Here is a 16,167-nt window from a genome sequence, read left to right as displayed (position 1 = left end):
AATGACCACACTACGTTTCGCCGAGCGCTTGCGCGATCTCACGGGCAATGTCGATGTCGTCCTCAGCGACATCTGGGGCGTCGTCCATAACGGCCTCGAGTCGTTCCCCGAAGCCTGCGAGGCGTTGCATACGTTTCGCGCCAAGGGCGGCACGGTGATCATGATCACCAATGCGCCGCGCCCCGCCGACTCCGTGCAGCGGCAGTTGCGCAAGCTCGGCGTCGCCGACGACACCTATGACGCCATCGTCTCGTCAGGTGACCTCACACGCAATTTCGTCGCCGGCCGGCCGGGTCAGGCGATGTATCTGATCGGGCCGGACCGCGACAGTTCGATCCATCGCGGCCTCGATGTGAAGCTCACGCCGCTCGAACAGGCCGACTACATCGTCTGCAGCGGATTGTTCGACGACGAGACCGAATCCGCCGACGACTATCGCGACATGATGCAACAAGCACTGGCGCGCAAGCTGACGCTCGTCTGCGCCAATCCCGACATCATCGTCGAACGCGGCGACCGCTTGATCTACTGCGCCGGCGCGGTCGCTGAACTGTATCGCGAGATGGGCGGCGAGGTGATCTTCTACGGCAAGCCGCATCGGCCGATCTACGATCAGGCCATGGCGCTGGCCAAAACAAAGCGCGGCAAGGACACGGCGCTGGATCGCGTGCTGGCGATCGGCGATTCCGTGCGCACCGACCTCGCCGGCGCGCATGCCTATAGCATCGACCTGTTGTTCGTCACCCGCGGCATCCATGCCGGCGATTTCGAAGGCATCGAACAGATGGGCGCCGCGGAAGTGAAGGAACTGTTCGGCCATCCACCGAAAGCGCTGATGCGCGAATTGAAGTGGTGAGCTGAAACATAGAATGGGATGACGCTCTCGTCATGGCCGGATGGCGCAAAGCGAGCTTCGCAATGATCCCAGGCTTCTCCCCACGTCATGGCCGGGCTTGACCCGGCCATCCACGTCTTCCTTCATGTGTGACTAAGGCGTGGATACCCGGCATGCGCCGGGCATGACGGCGTTTGTGTTGAGCGTTCGCGCGTCACGTCTTCACGGATTTAACTGTCAAACAGCCACGGTGCTTCAGACATGCGTCATCGCCCCCATTGTTTGCGGCGCGGGGGCGCCGTCGTCGCTTGCATTCCCGCCCTCCTGTGAGAGGGCGTGCGGAACGCCGGGTGCCCGTTGCACCCTTGGGCCTGATGCGAATGCGGTCTTCCGCAAGTGTGAGTGCATCAGGACTTTCGGAGGCGTCGAGCGAGTGCCCGACGTTCCGCATACGGTGTTTTTTCAGCCTGCTTGCACTTTGCCTTGGCGAACGGTCCGATCACCAAAATGATGGTCCCACGGCGGAGGGACAGGGAGCCTCAAGCGAGTAAGCCGGACGCGTTTCGAGTTGGTCGTCCGTCACACTGTCCAGGGGTCTTTCCATCCCAAGGTCGGCCGTCTCCTTGCCAGTGGCAGTGCTGGCGCAGATCCGTCCTGCCCGAAGACAGACGTCATCCATGAACCGCGCGACGCCGCATCTCCGGCGTCCACCGCATCCCACCCCGCGAACGTGACGATCGCGATCGCCCCTCTCGGTGGGGCAGGACGAAGTGGAATATAAACTTTATAGGTATATTGTCAACGGGAGGTAGGAAAAAATGTTTAGGCGCTATTTGCCGCCTCACACTGTCTTTCCGGGGCGGCTGCGCGCCTTCGCGCGGACGAACCCGGAATCCTGACCTGTTCAGCGCGAAACACTCCGGGATTCCGGGTTCGCGCCGGCCCGCTTCGCGGTCCTTTGCGCCCCGGAATGACGAGCTTGGATCGGGATTCCCCGCCACTCTCGTGGAGCGGCTGAGGTTCGCGCTCTGCCGGCTTCGCCGGCGACGCACACCCCGGAATAACAGAGGGAGCCGAAACGCAAAACGCCCGGCACGAGGCCGGGCATTGCGAAACTCGAAAGCTCTGTGCGAAGCTGCGCGGCTTACGCCGGCACGGTGTCGGGGAACACGGCTTCGATCTTGGTCTTCAGCGTCGCCGCGTTGAACGGCTTGACGATGTAGTTGTTCACGCCGGCCTTCTTGGCGGCAATCACGTTCTCGGTCTTGGATTCTGCCGTGATCATGATGAAAGGGGTCTGCGACAGGTTGGGGTCGGCGCGGACTTCCTTGAGCAGGTCGTAGCCCGTCATCGGCTCCATGTTCCAGTCTGAAATCACCAGGCCATACTTCTTGGTGCGCATCTTTTCCAGCGCCATCGAACCATCGCTGGCATCGTCGATGTGTTCGAAACCAAGCTGCTTCAGAAGATTGCGAATGATGCGGATCATGGTGTTGTAATCGTCCACCACCAGCACCGTCATCGACAAATCAACCGCCATCTTCATTCCCCCTGAGGCACGATACGCAAATGCAAAAAAATGATATTTGCCGTCAGGCAAACCGTTCCAACCGGGATTGGCGAGTATTGCTGTCCGCGGCTTGGGGCAAGAATTAGCAGGGTGGGTTAAATTTCCAGTTAACCGCCCCATGGCGCGAAATTCGTCAAATTCGAGAAGAAAGCCGATTTTACCTTCGCTTGACTTCGACGTGGTGGGCGCGCCACGGTCCCTCACCCGCCAAAACCACCAACGAATCCAATCATGACGACTGCTTTCAGCGTGATCCGCGACACAACGCCTGCCAATGCCATCCCGCGCGGATGCGTCGTGGCAATGGGTAATTTCGACGGTGTCCATCTCGGCCACCGCGCCGTCATCGGTGCTGCGTTACGCATGGCGGAACTGCATAAAACAAGCGCTTTGGCGGTGACCTTCGAGCCGCATCCGCGCAGTTTCTTCAGCCCGAACACGCCGCAGTTCCGGCTCTCCGACGAAGCCGCCAAGCTGCGCCTGCTGGCAGGAACCGGCCTCGCCGGCGCCGTCGTCATGACCTTCGACAAGGGACGCGCCAGCACCACGGCGCAAGACTTCATTCACCACGATCTCATTGAGCGTCTCGGCATCAGCGGCATCGCCGTCGGCTATGACTTTCATTTCGGCAAAGGCCGCGTCGGTTCGCCCAGCCTGCTGGTGAATGAAGCCCCGCGGCTCGGCATCGAGGTCGATGTGCAGCCGCATATCGACATCGATGAGCGCCCGGTGTCATCGACGGCGATCCGCATGGCCTTGGCCGAGGGCCAGGTGACCGAGGCCACGGAGATGCTGAACGGGCCGTGGTTCATTACTGGCGAAATCATCCACGGCAATAAGCTCGGCCGCGACCTCGGCTATCCCACCGCCAATATCCGCCTGAATACCAATTGCGGCCTCAAGCACGGCATCTACGCCGTGCGGGTTGGCCGTGGAAACGAGCGCTTCGACGGCGTTGCGTCGTTCGGCCGCCGCCCGACCTTCGACAACGGCGCGCCTCTGCTCGAAGTGTTCCTGTTCGACTTCAAGGGCGACCTTTACGGCCAGACACTGGACGTCGCCTTCATTGCCTTCATCCGCGATGAAATGAAATTCGAGGGCATCGAACCGCTGATCCGCCAGATGGACGACGACAGCACCAAAGCGCGGGCCGCGCTGGCAGCCGCACCGGATGCGTTTCCGAAACTGGGAGACATCGACTGACCAGGACCGAAAAGCAGAAAATGCTGGCGGGCGAACTCTATCGCCCCGGCAGCCCCGAGCTGGTCGCTGACGAGAAGGCCAACAAGGCCTGGCTCGCGAAATACAACGCGCAATTGGACCGGCCTGTGGCCGAACGACGGACACTGCTCGCCGAGCATTTCGGCAAAGTCGGCGCCGACTGCGTCATCCGACCGCCGTTCTTCTGCGACTACGGCTACAACATCCATCTCGGCGACAATGTTTTCCTGAATTTCAACTGCGTGATCCTGGACATCGTCGAGGTCTCCATCGGCGACCGGACGCAAATCGGCCCGGCCGTGCAGATCTACGCTGCCGACCATCCCCGCGACGCCGAGACCCGCCGCAGCGGACTGGAATTCGGCCGGCCGGTCAAAATCGGCGCCGATGTCTGGATCGGCGGCGGGGCCATCATCGTGCCCGGCGTGACCATCGGTGACGGCGCGGTGATCGGGGCCGGCAGCGTGGTGACCCGGGACGTCGCCCCGAACCAGACCGTGGCAGGCAATCCCGCCCGGCCAATCGGCAAGCAGGCCTGATCGGCGTCAAAACCCCGTTAGGACGCTTTGCGATCCCTGTTCCGGCTGCTATTGAGTGCCGGATGTCTGCACGGCGCCCCATCATAAGCATTATCGGCCCGGCTTCCGCCTGAGCTTCGCTCGGCGCAAGACCGGGACCGTCCAGTTTCATCGCGTTTTCACGCGTTTCAGCGCCATTTCGAGCAAGCCAGAGCCCCCATGTCCGAGAAGCCCACCAAGTCCGAAGCCCACGACTATTCCAAGACCCTCTATTTGCCGCAGACCGAATTTCCGATGCGCGCAGGCCTGCCGACCAGCGAGCCGAAAATGCTGGCGCGCTGGAACGAGATCGACCTCTACGGCAAGCTCCGCGAGACCGCGAAGGGCAAGCCGAAATTCGTGCTGCATGACGGCCCGCCCTATGCGAACGGCAACATCCATATCGGGCATGCGCTCAACAAGATCCTCAAGGACGTGGTGACCAAGAGCCAGCAGATGCTGGGCTTCGACTCGAATTACGTGCCGGGCTGGGACTGTCACGGCCTGCCGATCGAGTGGAAGATCGAGGAAGAGAACTACCGCTCCAAGGGCAAGACCAAGCCGAACTTCAAGGACGGCGCGGCGATGATCGCGTTCCGCCAGGAATGCCGTGCCTATGCCAACAAGTGGCTCGACATCCAGCGCGAGGAATTCAAGCGCCTCGGCATCATCGGCGACTGGGCCGGCCGCTACGCCACCATGGACTATTTCGCCGAGGCGCAGATCGCGCGCGAGCTGATGAAGTTCGCGGCCAATGGCACGCTGTATCGCGGCTCGAAGCCTGTGATGTGGAGCGTGGTGGAAAAGACCGCGCTGGCCGAAGCCGAAGTCGAATATGAGGACTACACGTCGGATGCGGTGTGGGTGAAATTCCCGGTCGCCGCCGAATTCGGCCGCCTCGCCAAGGCCGCAGTGGTGATCTGGACGACCACACCATGGACGCTGCCGGCCAACCGCGCCATCTCGTTCTCCAGCAAGATCGCTTACGGCCTCTATGAGGTCACCGAGGCGCCGGAGGATAACTGGCTGAAGACCGGCGATCTGCTGATCCTCGCCGACGCACTGGCCGAGAGCGTGTTCAAGCAGGCGCGCGTCACGTCATGGAAGAAGAGCAGCGAGCTGTCCTCGGACATCCTCGAAGATCTGGAATGCCGTCATCCGCTCAAGGGTCTCGCCGGCGGCTATGATTTCATCGTGCCGCTGCTCGACGGCGATCACGTCACCGACGATACCGGCACCGGCTTCGTGCATACCGCGCCAAGCCACGGCCGCGACGACTTCGATATCTGGACGTCGAATGGCCGCCAGCTCACCGAGCGCGGCATCGCGACCACGATCCCCTATACGGTTGATGAGAACGGCACGCTCACCGAACAGGCGCCGGGCTTCACCGGTGCGCGTGTGCTCAACGACAAGGGCGAGAAGGGTGACGCCAACGAGGCCGTCATCAAGGCGCTGGTCGAGCGCGGCATGCTGGTGGCGCGTGCGCGCCTTAAGCATCAGTATCCGCATTCCTGGCGCTCCAAGAAGCCGGTCATCTATCGCAACACGCCGCAGTGGTTCATCGCGATGGACAAGGACATTTTGGACGACGGCAAGGCGAAGTCCGGCGACACGCTGCGTCACCGTGCCCTCGAGGCCATCAAGATCACGCAATGGGTGCCGGCCACCGGGCAGAACCGCATCAACGGCATGATCAACACCAAGCCCGACTGGGTGATCTCGCGCCAACGCGCCTGGGGCGTGCCGATCGCGGTATTCGTGCGCGAGAAAGGCGACGGCTCCGCAGAGATCCTGCAGGACGAGGTCGTCAACAAGCGCATTGCCGACGCGTTCGAGAAGGAAGGCGCCGACGCCTGGTATGCCGAAGGCGCGCGCGAGCATTTCCTCGGCTCGCTTGCCAATGAGGAGTGGAAGAAGGTCGACGACATCTGCGACGTCTGGTTCGACTCAGGCTCCACACATGCCTTCGTGCTCGAAGACCCCGTGCACTTCCCCGGCCTTGCCGGCATCAAGCGCAAGGTAGAGGGCGGTGCGGACACCGTCATGTATCTGGAAGGCTCCGACCAGCACCGCGGCTGGTTCCAGTCGTCACTGCTGGAGAGCAGCGGCACCCGCGGCCGCGCGCCCTTCGACGTCGTGCTGACTCACGGCTTCACGCTCGACGAGAACGGCCGCAAGATGTCGAAATCGATCGGCAACACCATCGAGCCGCAGAAGATCATCAAGGACTCCGGCGCCGACATTCTGCGCCTGTGGGTCTGCGCCACCGATTATGCCGACGACCAGCGTATCGGCGCGGAGATCATCAAGAACACCATCGAGACCTATCGCAAGCTGCGCAACAGCGTGCGCTGGATGCTCGGCAGCCTCGCGCATTTCCACGACGAGGAGCGCGTAAAGGCAGACGATATGCCGGAGCTCGAGCGGCTGATGCTGCATCGTCTCTCGGAAGTCGATGCCGTGGTGCGGCAGGCCTATACCGATTTCGACTACAAGACGGTGGTGGCCACGCTCGCCGCCTTCATGAACACCGAACTGTCGGCGTTCTATTTCGACATCCGCAAGGACACGCTGTATTGCGACGCGCCGTCGTCGGTGACACGCAAGGCGTCGCTGACCGTGATCGATTACCTGTTCCGCTCGATCGTGACCTGGTTCGCACCCATTCTGAGCTTCACCGCCGAGGAAGCGTGGCTGTCGCGCTACGGCAGCGCGGCCGTATCGGTGCATCTCGAACCGTTCCAGAAGACGCTGCCGGCATGGCGCAACGAGGCGCTCGCCGCGAAGTGGGAGACCATCCGCAACGTCCGCCGCGTCGTCACCGGCGCGCTGGAAGTCGAACGTGCTGCCAAGAACATCGGCTCGTCGCTGGAAGCCTCGCCGCTGATCCATGTCACCGACAAGGCGATCTTCGCCATTCTGGCCGACGTCGATCTCGCGGAGATCTGCATCACCTCGAATGCGATGCTGACCAATGCCGAAGCGCCGGCAGGCGCCTTCGCGCTGAACGACGTGCCCGGTGTGGCCGTGGTGGTGGAAAAGGCCGTCGGCACCAAATGTGCGCGGTCGTGGAAGATCCTGCCGACGGTGGGCGAAGACAAGGAGTATCCCGACGTCACCCCGCGCGACGCGCAGGCGCTGCGGGAATGGAAGGCGCTGGGAGTGGCTGTTTGAAACCAGCCGTCCGCTCCGGGCTGATCGCAGCCATCGTCATCCTGATCCTCGATCAGGCGACGAAGCTGTGGCTGCTCTATGCCTTCGATCTTGGCCATCGCGGCGTGGTCCCGGTCACGCCGTTTTTCGATCTCGTCCTGGCCTGGAATACCGGCATCAGCTACGGCTGGTTCTCCGATTCTGGCCCGACCGGCCAGATCGTGCTGGTGGCCATCAAGGCGATCGCGGTGGTGGCGCTGGCCGTCTGGATGGCGAAATCCGAGACCAGACTGGCCACGATCGGGCTGGGACTGATCATCGGGGGCGCGATCGGCAATGCCATCGACCGGTTCGCCTATGGCGCCGTGGTCGATTTCGCCCTGCTGCACGTCGAAATATCCGGCAAGACCTACAACTGGTACGTGTTTAACCTTGCCGATGTCGCCATTGTTGCCGGTGTAGCGGCCCTGCTGTATGACTCTTTCTTCACGGTACCCGCCGCAAAAGCGCCCTGATCCCAGCCGATACGCAAGGCCAAGGGCGATACCAGCGGAACCGCACCAAGATTCTTCGGATTCTTGCCGATCCGCCAGATATTTGAACAGGATGAACACGATGCGCGAGACCGAAACCGGTTGGGCTCTGCACACTTCATCGGGCGCCTGGACGCGCGCCCTGCGCCTTACCGCCGTTGCCCTTAGCGTTGGTCTCGTGATGTCGGCAGGCGCTGTACGCGCGGCCGATGACGATGACGATGACTCCACCGTCGAACAGAAAGTGATCAAGCAGATCATGACTGGCCTCGGTGGCACCAACATGGAAAACACCGGCATCGACTACCGCGAGCGCTCGCCGCTGGTGGTCCCGCCGAAGATCGACCTGCCGCCGCCGGATGCCAGGGGCCCTGCTCCTGTCGCGAACTGGCCGAAGGATCCGGACGTGCAGCAGCGCCGCGCGGCTGCCGCTGCCGCGAAGACCGGACGCCCTGAAGAAGTCCTGGAAGCCGCGCGGCCATTGACCCCGCGCGAAATGGCGCCGAAGCGCGCACGCGGCGCGTCTGCTGCCGTGGACAATTCCTCGCCGGGCGATCCGAACAAGAACATCGTGCTGAGCCCGAAACAGCTCGGCTATGAAGGCGGCCTGTTCAAGAACATGTTCGGCAGCAACAAGGGTGAGACCGCCGAGTTCAAGGGCGAGCCGACACGCGAGTCGCTGACCCAGCCGCCGGCCGGCTACCAGACGCCTGCCTCGGGCTATGCCTATGGCACCGGGCCGAAGGAAGTCATGAAGAACGATTACAACGTGAACCCGATGACGGGTAAGTTCTGATCGCAGCGCTCCCTTTGCGCCGCCATTCCAAAGACGTCCTTTCACTGCGATCAGCTAGTACGCGCGGATGTGTCCCGCGCGATGGCTTGGTCACGCCTTTCCCCATGCTTTGGAGCTGTTAGCCCCGCCATGACCTCATCATTCCGACTTGCCGCACGATCCGTCGCAGTCGTCACTTTGCTGCTGGCTCCCGCCCTTGCGATATCGGGCGCCCGCGCACAGACGGTGACGGCGAAGCCGCCAACCACGTTCAAGCTCGATAACGGCATGCAGGTTGTGGTGATCGAGGATCACCGCACGCCCGTCGTGACGCAGATGATCTGGTACAAGGTCGGCTCCGCCGACGAGACGCCCGGCAAGTCCGGCCTCGCACATTTCCTCGAACATCTGATGTTCAAGGGCACCGCGAAACATCCGGTCGGTGAATTCTCGCAGACCGTGCAGCGCGTCGGCGGCGAGGAGAACGCTTTCACCTCGACCGACTATACCGGCTACTACCAGCGCATCAGCAAGGACCAGCTCGGCAAGATGATGGAATTCGAGGCCGATCGCATGACCGGTCTCGTGCTGAAGGATGAGAACGTGCTGCCCGAGCGCGACGTCGTGCTGGAAGAATACAACATGCGCGTCGCCAACAGCCCGGATGCCCGGCTGTCGGAGCAGATCATGGCCGCGCTCTATCTCAACCATCCCTATGGCCGCCCGATCATTGGCTGGCATCAGGAGATCGAGAAGCTCGACCGCGAGGATGCGCTCGCCTTCTACAAGCGCTTCTACGCCCCCAACAATGCGACGCTGATCATCGCCGGCGATGTCGACCCGCAGGAGATCCGCCCGATGGTGGAGCGCACCTATGGCGTGGTCCCGGCGCAGCCGGCGATCCCCGAACGCCGCATGCGCCCACAGGAGCCGACGCCCGCCGCGCCGCGCACGGTGACGCTCGCCGATCCGCGTGTCGAACAGACAAGCCTGCGCCGCTATTATCTGGTGCCATCGGCCACCACCGCTGCGGCCGGCGAGAGCCAGGCGCTCGATGTGCTCGGCCAGTTGATCGGCGGCGGCGCGAACTCATATCTCTACCGCGCCCTCGTCATCGACAAACAGCTCGCGATCAATGCCGGTGCCAGCTACCAGGGCACGGCCCTCGACAGCGCACAGTTTCTGATTTCAGCTTCGCCGAAGCCGGGTGCCGAATTCGCCGATATCGAAAAGACCATCGACGCCGTGATCGCCGACCTCGCAACCAACCCGGTGCCGGCTGCCGACCTCGAACGCGTCAAGACGCAGCTCGTCGCCGAAGCCACCTATGCGCAGGACAGCCAGGCCTCACTGGCGCGCTGGTACGGCGCGGCACTCACCACGGGCCTCAGCGTCGAGGACATCCGTAGCTGGCCCGACCGCATCAAGGCAGTCACCGCCGAGCAGGTGCGCGCAGCCGCACAGACCTGGCTCGACAAGAAGCGCTCGGTCACCGGCTATCTGATCAAGGATACATCTGCGCCGAAGCGCGAGGAGAAGCGGTCGTGAGCATCATCTTCAACGCCGGCCGCCTCGGCATAGCCGTCGCCACCGCCTTCTCACTCGTTACCCTGACGGTGACGCCATCTTTCGCCGCCGCCAAGGTGCAGCGGCTCGTGACGCCAGGCGGAATCGAAGCCTGGTTCGTGCAGGATGCAACCGTTCCCCTGATCGCGATGGAATATGCGTTCGGCGGCGGCGCGGCACAGGATCCGAAGGATAAATCCGGCACCGCCAACATGGTGGCCAGCCTGATGGACGAAGGCGCGGGCGATCTCGATTCCACGACCTTCCGCGATCGCATGGAACGCCGCGCCATCGAGCTCAACTTCAACGCCCAACGCGATTACCTGCGTGGCTCGCTGCGCATGCTGAAAGAGCATCGTGACGAGGCGTTCGACCTCGCCCGGCTCGCTTTGACGTCGCCACGCTTCGACGCCCCCGATGTCGAGCGCATCCGCGCGCAGATCATGTCCGGCCTGCGCCGCGAAACCTCGAACCCGAATTCGCTGGCGACGCGCAAGTTTCTGCAGATGGCGTTCGGCGACCATCCCTACAGCCGACCATCCAATGGCAGCCTGACCGACGTGCCGACCATCAACGTCGACGACATCAAGGCCTACAAGCAACGCATCGTCGCGAAGGACACGCTGAAGATTGCCGTGGTCGGCGACGTCGATCCCGACACGCTCGCGACACTGCTGGACAAGACCTTCGGTGGCCTGCCCGCCAAGGCCACGTTGACGCCGGTCCCGGAAGTCACAGCGGCCAAGCCTCCGCAGAAGGAATCCGTGACGCTGGACGTACCGCAGACGGTCATCACCTTCGGCAGCCCCGGCGTCAAACGCGACGATCCGAACTTCATGGCCGCCTATATCGTCAATCACATCCTCGGCGGCGGCACACTGTCGTCGCGACTGTATCACGAAGTGCGCGAGAAGCGCGGCCTGGTCTATTCCGTCAGTGGCTCGCTGCTGTGGATGCAGCATTCCGGCATCTATATCGGCAGCACCGCGACTCGCGCCGACCGCGCCACCGAGACGGTCGATACCGTGACCAGCGAAGTGAAACGCATGGCCGAGCAGGGTCCGACCCAGCGCGAGCTGGACGAGGCCAAATCCTATCTCAAGGGCTCGCAGATGTTGGCGCTCGACACCTCGTCGAAACTGGCCAGCGCTCTGCTGCAATACCAGCTCGACAAGCTGCCGATCGATTACATCGAGAAGCGCAATGCCGTGGTCGATGCCGTGACACTGGATCAGGCCAAGGCTGCAGCCAAGAAGCTGTGGGCGGACGGGCTCCTCACGGTGGTCGTCGGACGCGCGCCGCAAGCGGCCGCAACGCCGGTGGTCCCGGCGCCAAAGGCCAACTGAGGCGCCGACGTGCGGATCGCGGTGATCGGTGCCGGCGCGGTTGGCTGCTACTACGGCGCCAAGCTGCTGCGTGCCGGCCACGACGTGACATTGGTCGGGCGCCAGATCCATGTCGATGCCATCAATGCACGCGGCCTTCGGTTCGAGAGCGCCGAGTTCGACGGTTTCATTCCGGCGAAGGCGGTGACGCAGATTGCCGATCTCGCACCGCCGGACCTCGTTCTGTTCGCCGTGAAGTCCGGCGATACCGACAGCTCGGCAACAGCGCTGAAGCCTGTGCTCAAGCCCAACTCCATCGTGCTGAGCCTGCAGAACGGCGTCGACAATCCCCAGCGCCTGCGCGCCATCCTCAGCCAGCCGGTGATCGCTGCAGCCGTCTATGTGGCCGCCGAGATGCCGGGTGCCGGTCATGTGAAGCACAATGGCCGTGGCGAGCTGATCATCGGCGCATCGCCCGAGAGCGACGCTCTGGCGAAGCTACTGTGCGACGCCGGCGTGCCGGCCACCGTCGCCGACGACATCGACGCGGTGCAGTGGTCGAAGCTCATCAACAACTGCGCCTATAACGCGCTCTCGGCGGTGGCCGGGATTGCCTATGGCGAGATGTTCAAGGTCCAGGGCGTGCCTGATATCGTGACCGATGCCGTGACCGAGTGCCTGGCGGTGGCGCGCGCCTGCGGCGTATCGCTTCCCGCCGACCTCCTGGACAAGACGCTCGCCCTCGCGGCCAGCATGCCGCTTCAGCAATCCTCGACATCGCAGGATCTCGCCCGCGGCAAGCCATCGGAAATCGACTTCCTCAACGGCTTCATTGTCCGGAAAGGCGCCGAGCACGGCATTCCGACGCCGACCAACCATGCGCTGCAGGTCATGGTGAAGCTGGTCGAGCGCAGCGGATCGCGGCGCGCCTAGCGGCGCTTCACTGGCTTCGGTGGATCCCAGAGCCGGAAGCCGCCTTTGAACGCATTCGCGTTGTCGCCGCGCCGGGTCTTGCGCGGGAGTTTGTCGAGCATCTCCACATTGCCACCACCGAGCACCGTATAATCGGGCTCAAGCGCTGCCGTGAGATCGGCAATGACCTCGGCCACGCGGTGGCACCACTTCTTCTTGCCCAATAGCTTGAGGCCGGCCGCGCCGACATAATCCTCGAATGTCTTGTGGCAATACGGCAGATGGCCCAGCTCCATCGGCTCCAACACGCCATCGATGATCATGGCCGCACCCAGTCCGGTGCCGAGACCGAGAAACAGCATCCGGCCGCCATCATAGCTGCCGACCGCTTGCATCATGGCGTCGTTCACAAGCTTCGTGGGCTTGCGGAATGCCCGTTCGAAATCGAAACCCTTCCAGCCCGTGCCGAGATTGTGTGGCTCCTTGAGCGGACGATTGCCGGCCACCGGGCCGGGATAGCCGGCTGAGACGACGTCATAGCGCCAGTCTTTGGTCAGCGCCTTGACCTTGCGCACCATTTCCTTCGCGGACAGGTCCGGACCGGATTCGAATTCGCGTTTGATCCCTTCATGGCTGGTCATCACCTTCACATGGGTACCGCCGATATCGATGGTGAGAATATTGCGGGGGGTCTTGGTCATGAGACGTCCGGATTGACTGATGGTGCAACGATAAGCCTCGGCAGGGCGCCAGTTCCAGCATTGCCGCCATGTCCCGGGCATATCTTTGCGATCTGCGATCAAGCGCACGGGGGCACCAAGCAAAACGCGGTATCCTGTGCTACGGAGACAGAATGCTGCTCCGGATCACCCGCTCCATCGCCATCGACGAAGACGATATCGATATCGTCTTCGTCCGCGCGTCCGGACCCGGCGGGCAGAACGTCAACAAGGTCTCGACCGCCGCGCAATTGCGCTTCGACAGCCGCAAGCTGACGCTGCCGGAGGATACCGCGATCCGGCTGCGCACGCTCGCCGGACAGCGCATGACCAAGGACGGCGTGATCGTGATCCACGCCCAGCGCTTCCGCACCCAGGAGCGCAACAAGGCCGACGCCATCGAGCGGCTGGTGGAGCTGATGCAGGAAGCCGCCTTCCGGCAGGCGCCGCGGCGGGCCACCAAACCGACGCTGGGCTCGAAGATGCGCCGCCTCGACGGCAAGAAGCGCCGCAGCGACGTCAAGGCCGGCCGCGGCGGGCGTTTCGACGACTGAGCGGCACCCCACACAACAAGCCAGACCACTTTTCCAGGAATTTCCCGATGGCCAAACCCGTTCACTCCATGATCCGCGTGCTCGACGAAGCGCGGTCATTGGACTTCTACAAGCGCGCCTTCGGGCTGGAGATTGCCGAGCGCATCGCATTTCCCGACTTTGCGCTGATCTATCTGCGCCATCCCTCCTCGCCATTCGAGCTGGAGCTGACGGTGAATTTCGATCGAAGCGAGCCCTATGTGCTGGGTGACGGTTACGGCCATCTCGCCGTCGTGGTGGACGACGTGGCCGCTGAGCATGCCCGGTTCGAGCGCGAACATCTCGCCCCCGGACCGCTGCGTGATTTCAAGCATGAGGGCCGCACGCTGGCGCAATTCTTCTTCGCCACCGACCCCGACGGCTACAAGATCGAGGTGATCCAGAAGGGCGGCCGATTCGCGTAAAGCGTTCTCAAGCGAAGTGGATACCGGTTCGCGTCAGGAAAACGCGTCAAACAAAAAGCCAGAACCGGGGAAAAGCGGGCTGCGGCGGGGACATCAGGCGCCCGGGGCCATAGAATGGCGCTTCAGGTTCCCTACATATCCTCGACCCGTCACCACGCCCCGAGATCCATGCCCGTTCGCCAGCTCCCAGAAACCATCGTCAACCGCATCGCCGCCGGCGAGGTGGTGGAGCGGCCGGCCAGCGTGGTGAAGGAGCTGGTGGAGAATGCCATCGATGCCGGCGCCTCCAGGGTCGAGATCTTCACCGATGGCGGCGGACGGCGGAAGATCGCCATCACAGATGACGGCGGCGGCATGACCCATGCCGATCTCACCCTCGCAGTGGACCGCCACGCCACCTCGAAGCTCGACGACGAGGACCTGCTGCAGATCCGCACCCTTGGCTTTCGCGGCGAAGCGCTGCCCTCCATCGGGTCTGTCGCGCGGCTCAGCATCACCACACGCCACGCGAGCGAACCACATGCCTGGTCGCGCACCGTCGATGGCGGCGAGAAGTCTGACATCACGCCCGCCGCACTGTCGCAGGGCACCCGCGTCGAGGTCAGCGATCTGTTCTACGCGACCCCTGCCCGGCTGAAATTTCTCAAGACCGACCGCACCGAGGCCGAAGCGATCCGCGAAGTCGTGCGCCGTCTCGCCATGGCGCGGCCGGACATCGCCTTCACCATGGCCGGCGAGGAACGCGCGCCGGTGACATGGGCGGCTGCGCTGCCCGGTCCGGCCGGACAGTTGACGCGGCTTGGCGACATTCTCGGGCCTGAGTTTCGCCTCAGCGCCATCGAAGTGCGCAGCGAACGCGAAGGTGTGGTGGTCGAAGGTTTTGCCGCCGCGCCATCGCTGACCCGCGCCAATGCGCTCGGGCAGTATCTGTTCGTCAATGGCCGTCCGGTCCGCGACAAGCTGATCATCGGTGCGGTGCGCGCAGCCTATTCCGACTATCTGCCCCGCGACCGCCATCCAATCGTCGCGCTGTTCGTCACGCTCGACCCGCAGGAGGTCGATGCCAATGTGCATCCGGCCAAGACCGAAGTGCGTTTCCGCAATGCCGGGCTGGTCCGTGGGCTGATCGTGCATGCCCTGAAGGAAGGCCTCGCCCGCGAAGGACGCCGCACCGCGGCCAACAGCGACGGCGCCGTGCTGGACTCGTTCCGCCCCAACTTCGCACCCAATTTCGCGCCGCGCACGAATGCGAACTGGGACTGGAAGCGATCACCTGCTTTTCCGGTGAGCCCGATGCCGGCATTCGATGGCTCGGCTGCGCTCGCCGAACCCGGCCAGGCGGCCTTCGATGTCGGCACGCCATCAGCCGATGTGCGTTTCGAGGAAGCGCCGCAGACCGATCTGATCGACCGGCCGCTCGGCGCGGCCCGCGCACAGGTGCACGAGAACTACATCATCGCGCAGACACGCGACGGCATGATCGTGGTCGATCAGCACGCCGCGCACGAGCGCATCGTCTATGAGCGGCTGAAGGCATCGCTGGCCGCGAATGGGGTGCAGCGGCAGATCCTGCTGATCCCCGAGATCGTCGAAATGGACGAGGCCATCGTGGAGAAACTGTTCGACCGCGCCGAAGAACTCGCAAGCTATGGTCTCGCCATCGACAGTTTCGGCCCCGGCGCCATTGCCGTCCGCGAGACGCCGTCGCTGCTCGGCAAGACCAATGCGGCGTCGCTGCTGCGCGATCTTGCCGAACACATGGCCGAATGGGACGAGGCGCTGCCGCTGGAGCGCCGGCTGCTGCATGTGGCGGCGACCATGGCCTGTCACGGCTCGGTCCGCTCAGGCCGGCGGCTGCGGCCCGAGGAAATGAACGCGCTGCTGCGCGAGATGGAAGACACGCCGAATTCCGGCCAGTGCAATCACGGCCGGCCGACTTATGTCGAGCTGAAGCTCAGCGATATCGAGAAGCTGTTCGGGCGACGGTAGGTATCTGTCCTC

General features: G+C 63.4%; 14 protein-coding genes. 12 read left to right on the top strand and 2 right to left on the bottom strand.

The features are described from left to right. Position 1 precedes the first annotated feature (1 nt). Positions 2–856 carry a TIGR01459 family HAD-type hydrolase gene (locus RSO67_RS23610; protein WP_315840809.1) on the top strand — a complete coding sequence of 285 codons (855 nt, stop codon included), beginning with the start codon at positions 2–4 and terminating at the stop codon, positions 854–856. Positions 857–1,979: 1,123 nt separating this feature from the next. Here the strand turns inward: RSO67_RS23610 and RSO67_RS23605 are convergent. Continuing rightward, positions 1,980–2,375 (bottom strand): response regulator, encoded by a 396-nt coding sequence (locus tag RSO67_RS23605; RefSeq protein ID WP_089263591.1) that lies wholly within the window; start codon positions 2,373–2,375, stop codon positions 1,980–1,982. Positions 2,376–2,636: 261 nt separating this feature from the next. Here RSO67_RS23605 and RSO67_RS23600 point away from each other — a divergent pair, with 261 nt between their 5' ends. The 8 genes from RSO67_RS23600 (at position 2,637) to RSO67_RS23565 (ending at position 12,471) form a co-directional block, all read left to right on the top strand. Then, positions 2,637–3,608, top strand: coding sequence for a bifunctional riboflavin kinase/FAD synthetase (locus tag RSO67_RS23600; RefSeq protein WP_315840808.1), 972 nt, complete (start codon positions 2,637–2,639; stop codon positions 3,606–3,608). Then, entirely contained in the window at positions 3,605–4,165 is a 561-nt protein-coding gene (locus RSO67_RS23595; RefSeq protein WP_315844342.1) for a sugar O-acetyltransferase, read from the top strand. The genes RSO67_RS23600 and RSO67_RS23595 overlap by 4 nt, the downstream gene beginning before the upstream one ends. Before the next feature lie 198 nt (positions 4,166–4,363). Beyond that, positions 4,364–7,360, top strand: coding sequence for an isoleucine--tRNA ligase (gene ileS, locus RSO67_RS23590; protein ID WP_315840807.1), 2,997 nt, complete (start codon positions 4,364–4,366; stop codon positions 7,358–7,360). Further along, complete coding sequence (lspA, locus tag RSO67_RS23585; RefSeq protein ID WP_315840806.1) at positions 7,333–7,854, top strand: signal peptidase II; 522 nt, start codon at positions 7,333–7,335, stop codon at positions 7,852–7,854. Before ileS ends, lspA begins: the two co-directional genes overlap by 28 nt. A gap of 100 nt (positions 7,855–7,954) precedes the next feature. Further along, positions 7,955–8,668, top strand: coding sequence for a hypothetical protein (locus RSO67_RS23580; protein ID WP_315840805.1), 714 nt, complete (start codon positions 7,955–7,957; stop codon positions 8,666–8,668). Positions 8,669–8,797: 129 nt separating this feature from the next. Beyond that, complete coding sequence (locus RSO67_RS23575; RefSeq protein WP_315840804.1) at positions 8,798–10,195, top strand: pitrilysin family protein; 1,398 nt, start codon at positions 8,798–8,800, stop codon at positions 10,193–10,195. A gap of 2 nt (positions 10,196–10,197) precedes the next feature. Continuing rightward, entirely contained in the window at positions 10,198–11,559 is a 1,362-nt protein-coding gene (locus RSO67_RS23570; RefSeq protein WP_410001912.1) for a M16 family metallopeptidase, read from the top strand. 9 nt (positions 11,560–11,568) lie between these two features. Next, the gene (locus RSO67_RS23565; protein ID WP_315840803.1) at positions 11,569–12,471 is read left to right on the top strand and encodes a 2-dehydropantoate 2-reductase; all 903 of its coding nucleotides are present in this window, start codon (positions 11,569–11,571) and stop codon (positions 12,469–12,471) included. Here the strand turns inward: RSO67_RS23565 and RSO67_RS23560 are convergent. Beyond that, on the bottom strand, positions 12,468–13,151 hold the full coding sequence (locus tag RSO67_RS23560) for an ROK family protein (protein WP_315840802.1): 684 nt from the start codon (positions 13,149–13,151) through the stop codon (positions 12,468–12,470). The two genes, RSO67_RS23565 and RSO67_RS23560, sit on opposite strands and share 4 nt — an antisense overlap. 155 nt (positions 13,152–13,306) lie before the next feature. On the opposite strand from RSO67_RS23560, the gene arfB reads away from it, so the two are divergent. The 3 genes from arfB (at position 13,307) to mutL (ending at position 16,155) form a co-directional block, all read left to right on the top strand. Further along, on the top strand, positions 13,307–13,723 hold the full coding sequence (arfB, locus tag RSO67_RS23555; protein ID WP_093759989.1) for an alternative ribosome rescue aminoacyl-tRNA hydrolase ArfB: 417 nt from the start codon (positions 13,307–13,309) through the stop codon (positions 13,721–13,723). 47 nt (positions 13,724–13,770) lie between these two features. Continuing rightward, entirely contained in the window at positions 13,771–14,166 is a 396-nt protein-coding gene (locus RSO67_RS23550; protein ID WP_315840801.1) for a VOC family protein, read from the top strand. Positions 14,167–14,334: 168 nt separating this feature from the next. Then, positions 14,335–16,155 (top strand): DNA mismatch repair endonuclease MutL, encoded by a 1,821-nt coding sequence (mutL, locus tag RSO67_RS23545; RefSeq protein ID WP_315840800.1) that lies wholly within the window; start codon positions 14,335–14,337, stop codon positions 16,153–16,155. The last annotated feature ends 12 nt before the right edge of the window (positions 16,156–16,167 follow it).

Origin of the sequence: Tardiphaga sp. 709 (genome assembly GCF_032401055.1) — a bacterium.
Taxonomy (GTDB): domain Bacteria; phylum Pseudomonadota; class Alphaproteobacteria; order Rhizobiales; family Xanthobacteraceae; genus Tardiphaga.
Note: the sequence above shows the minus strand (reverse complement) of the source record. Positions and strands in the feature narration are given on the sequence as shown.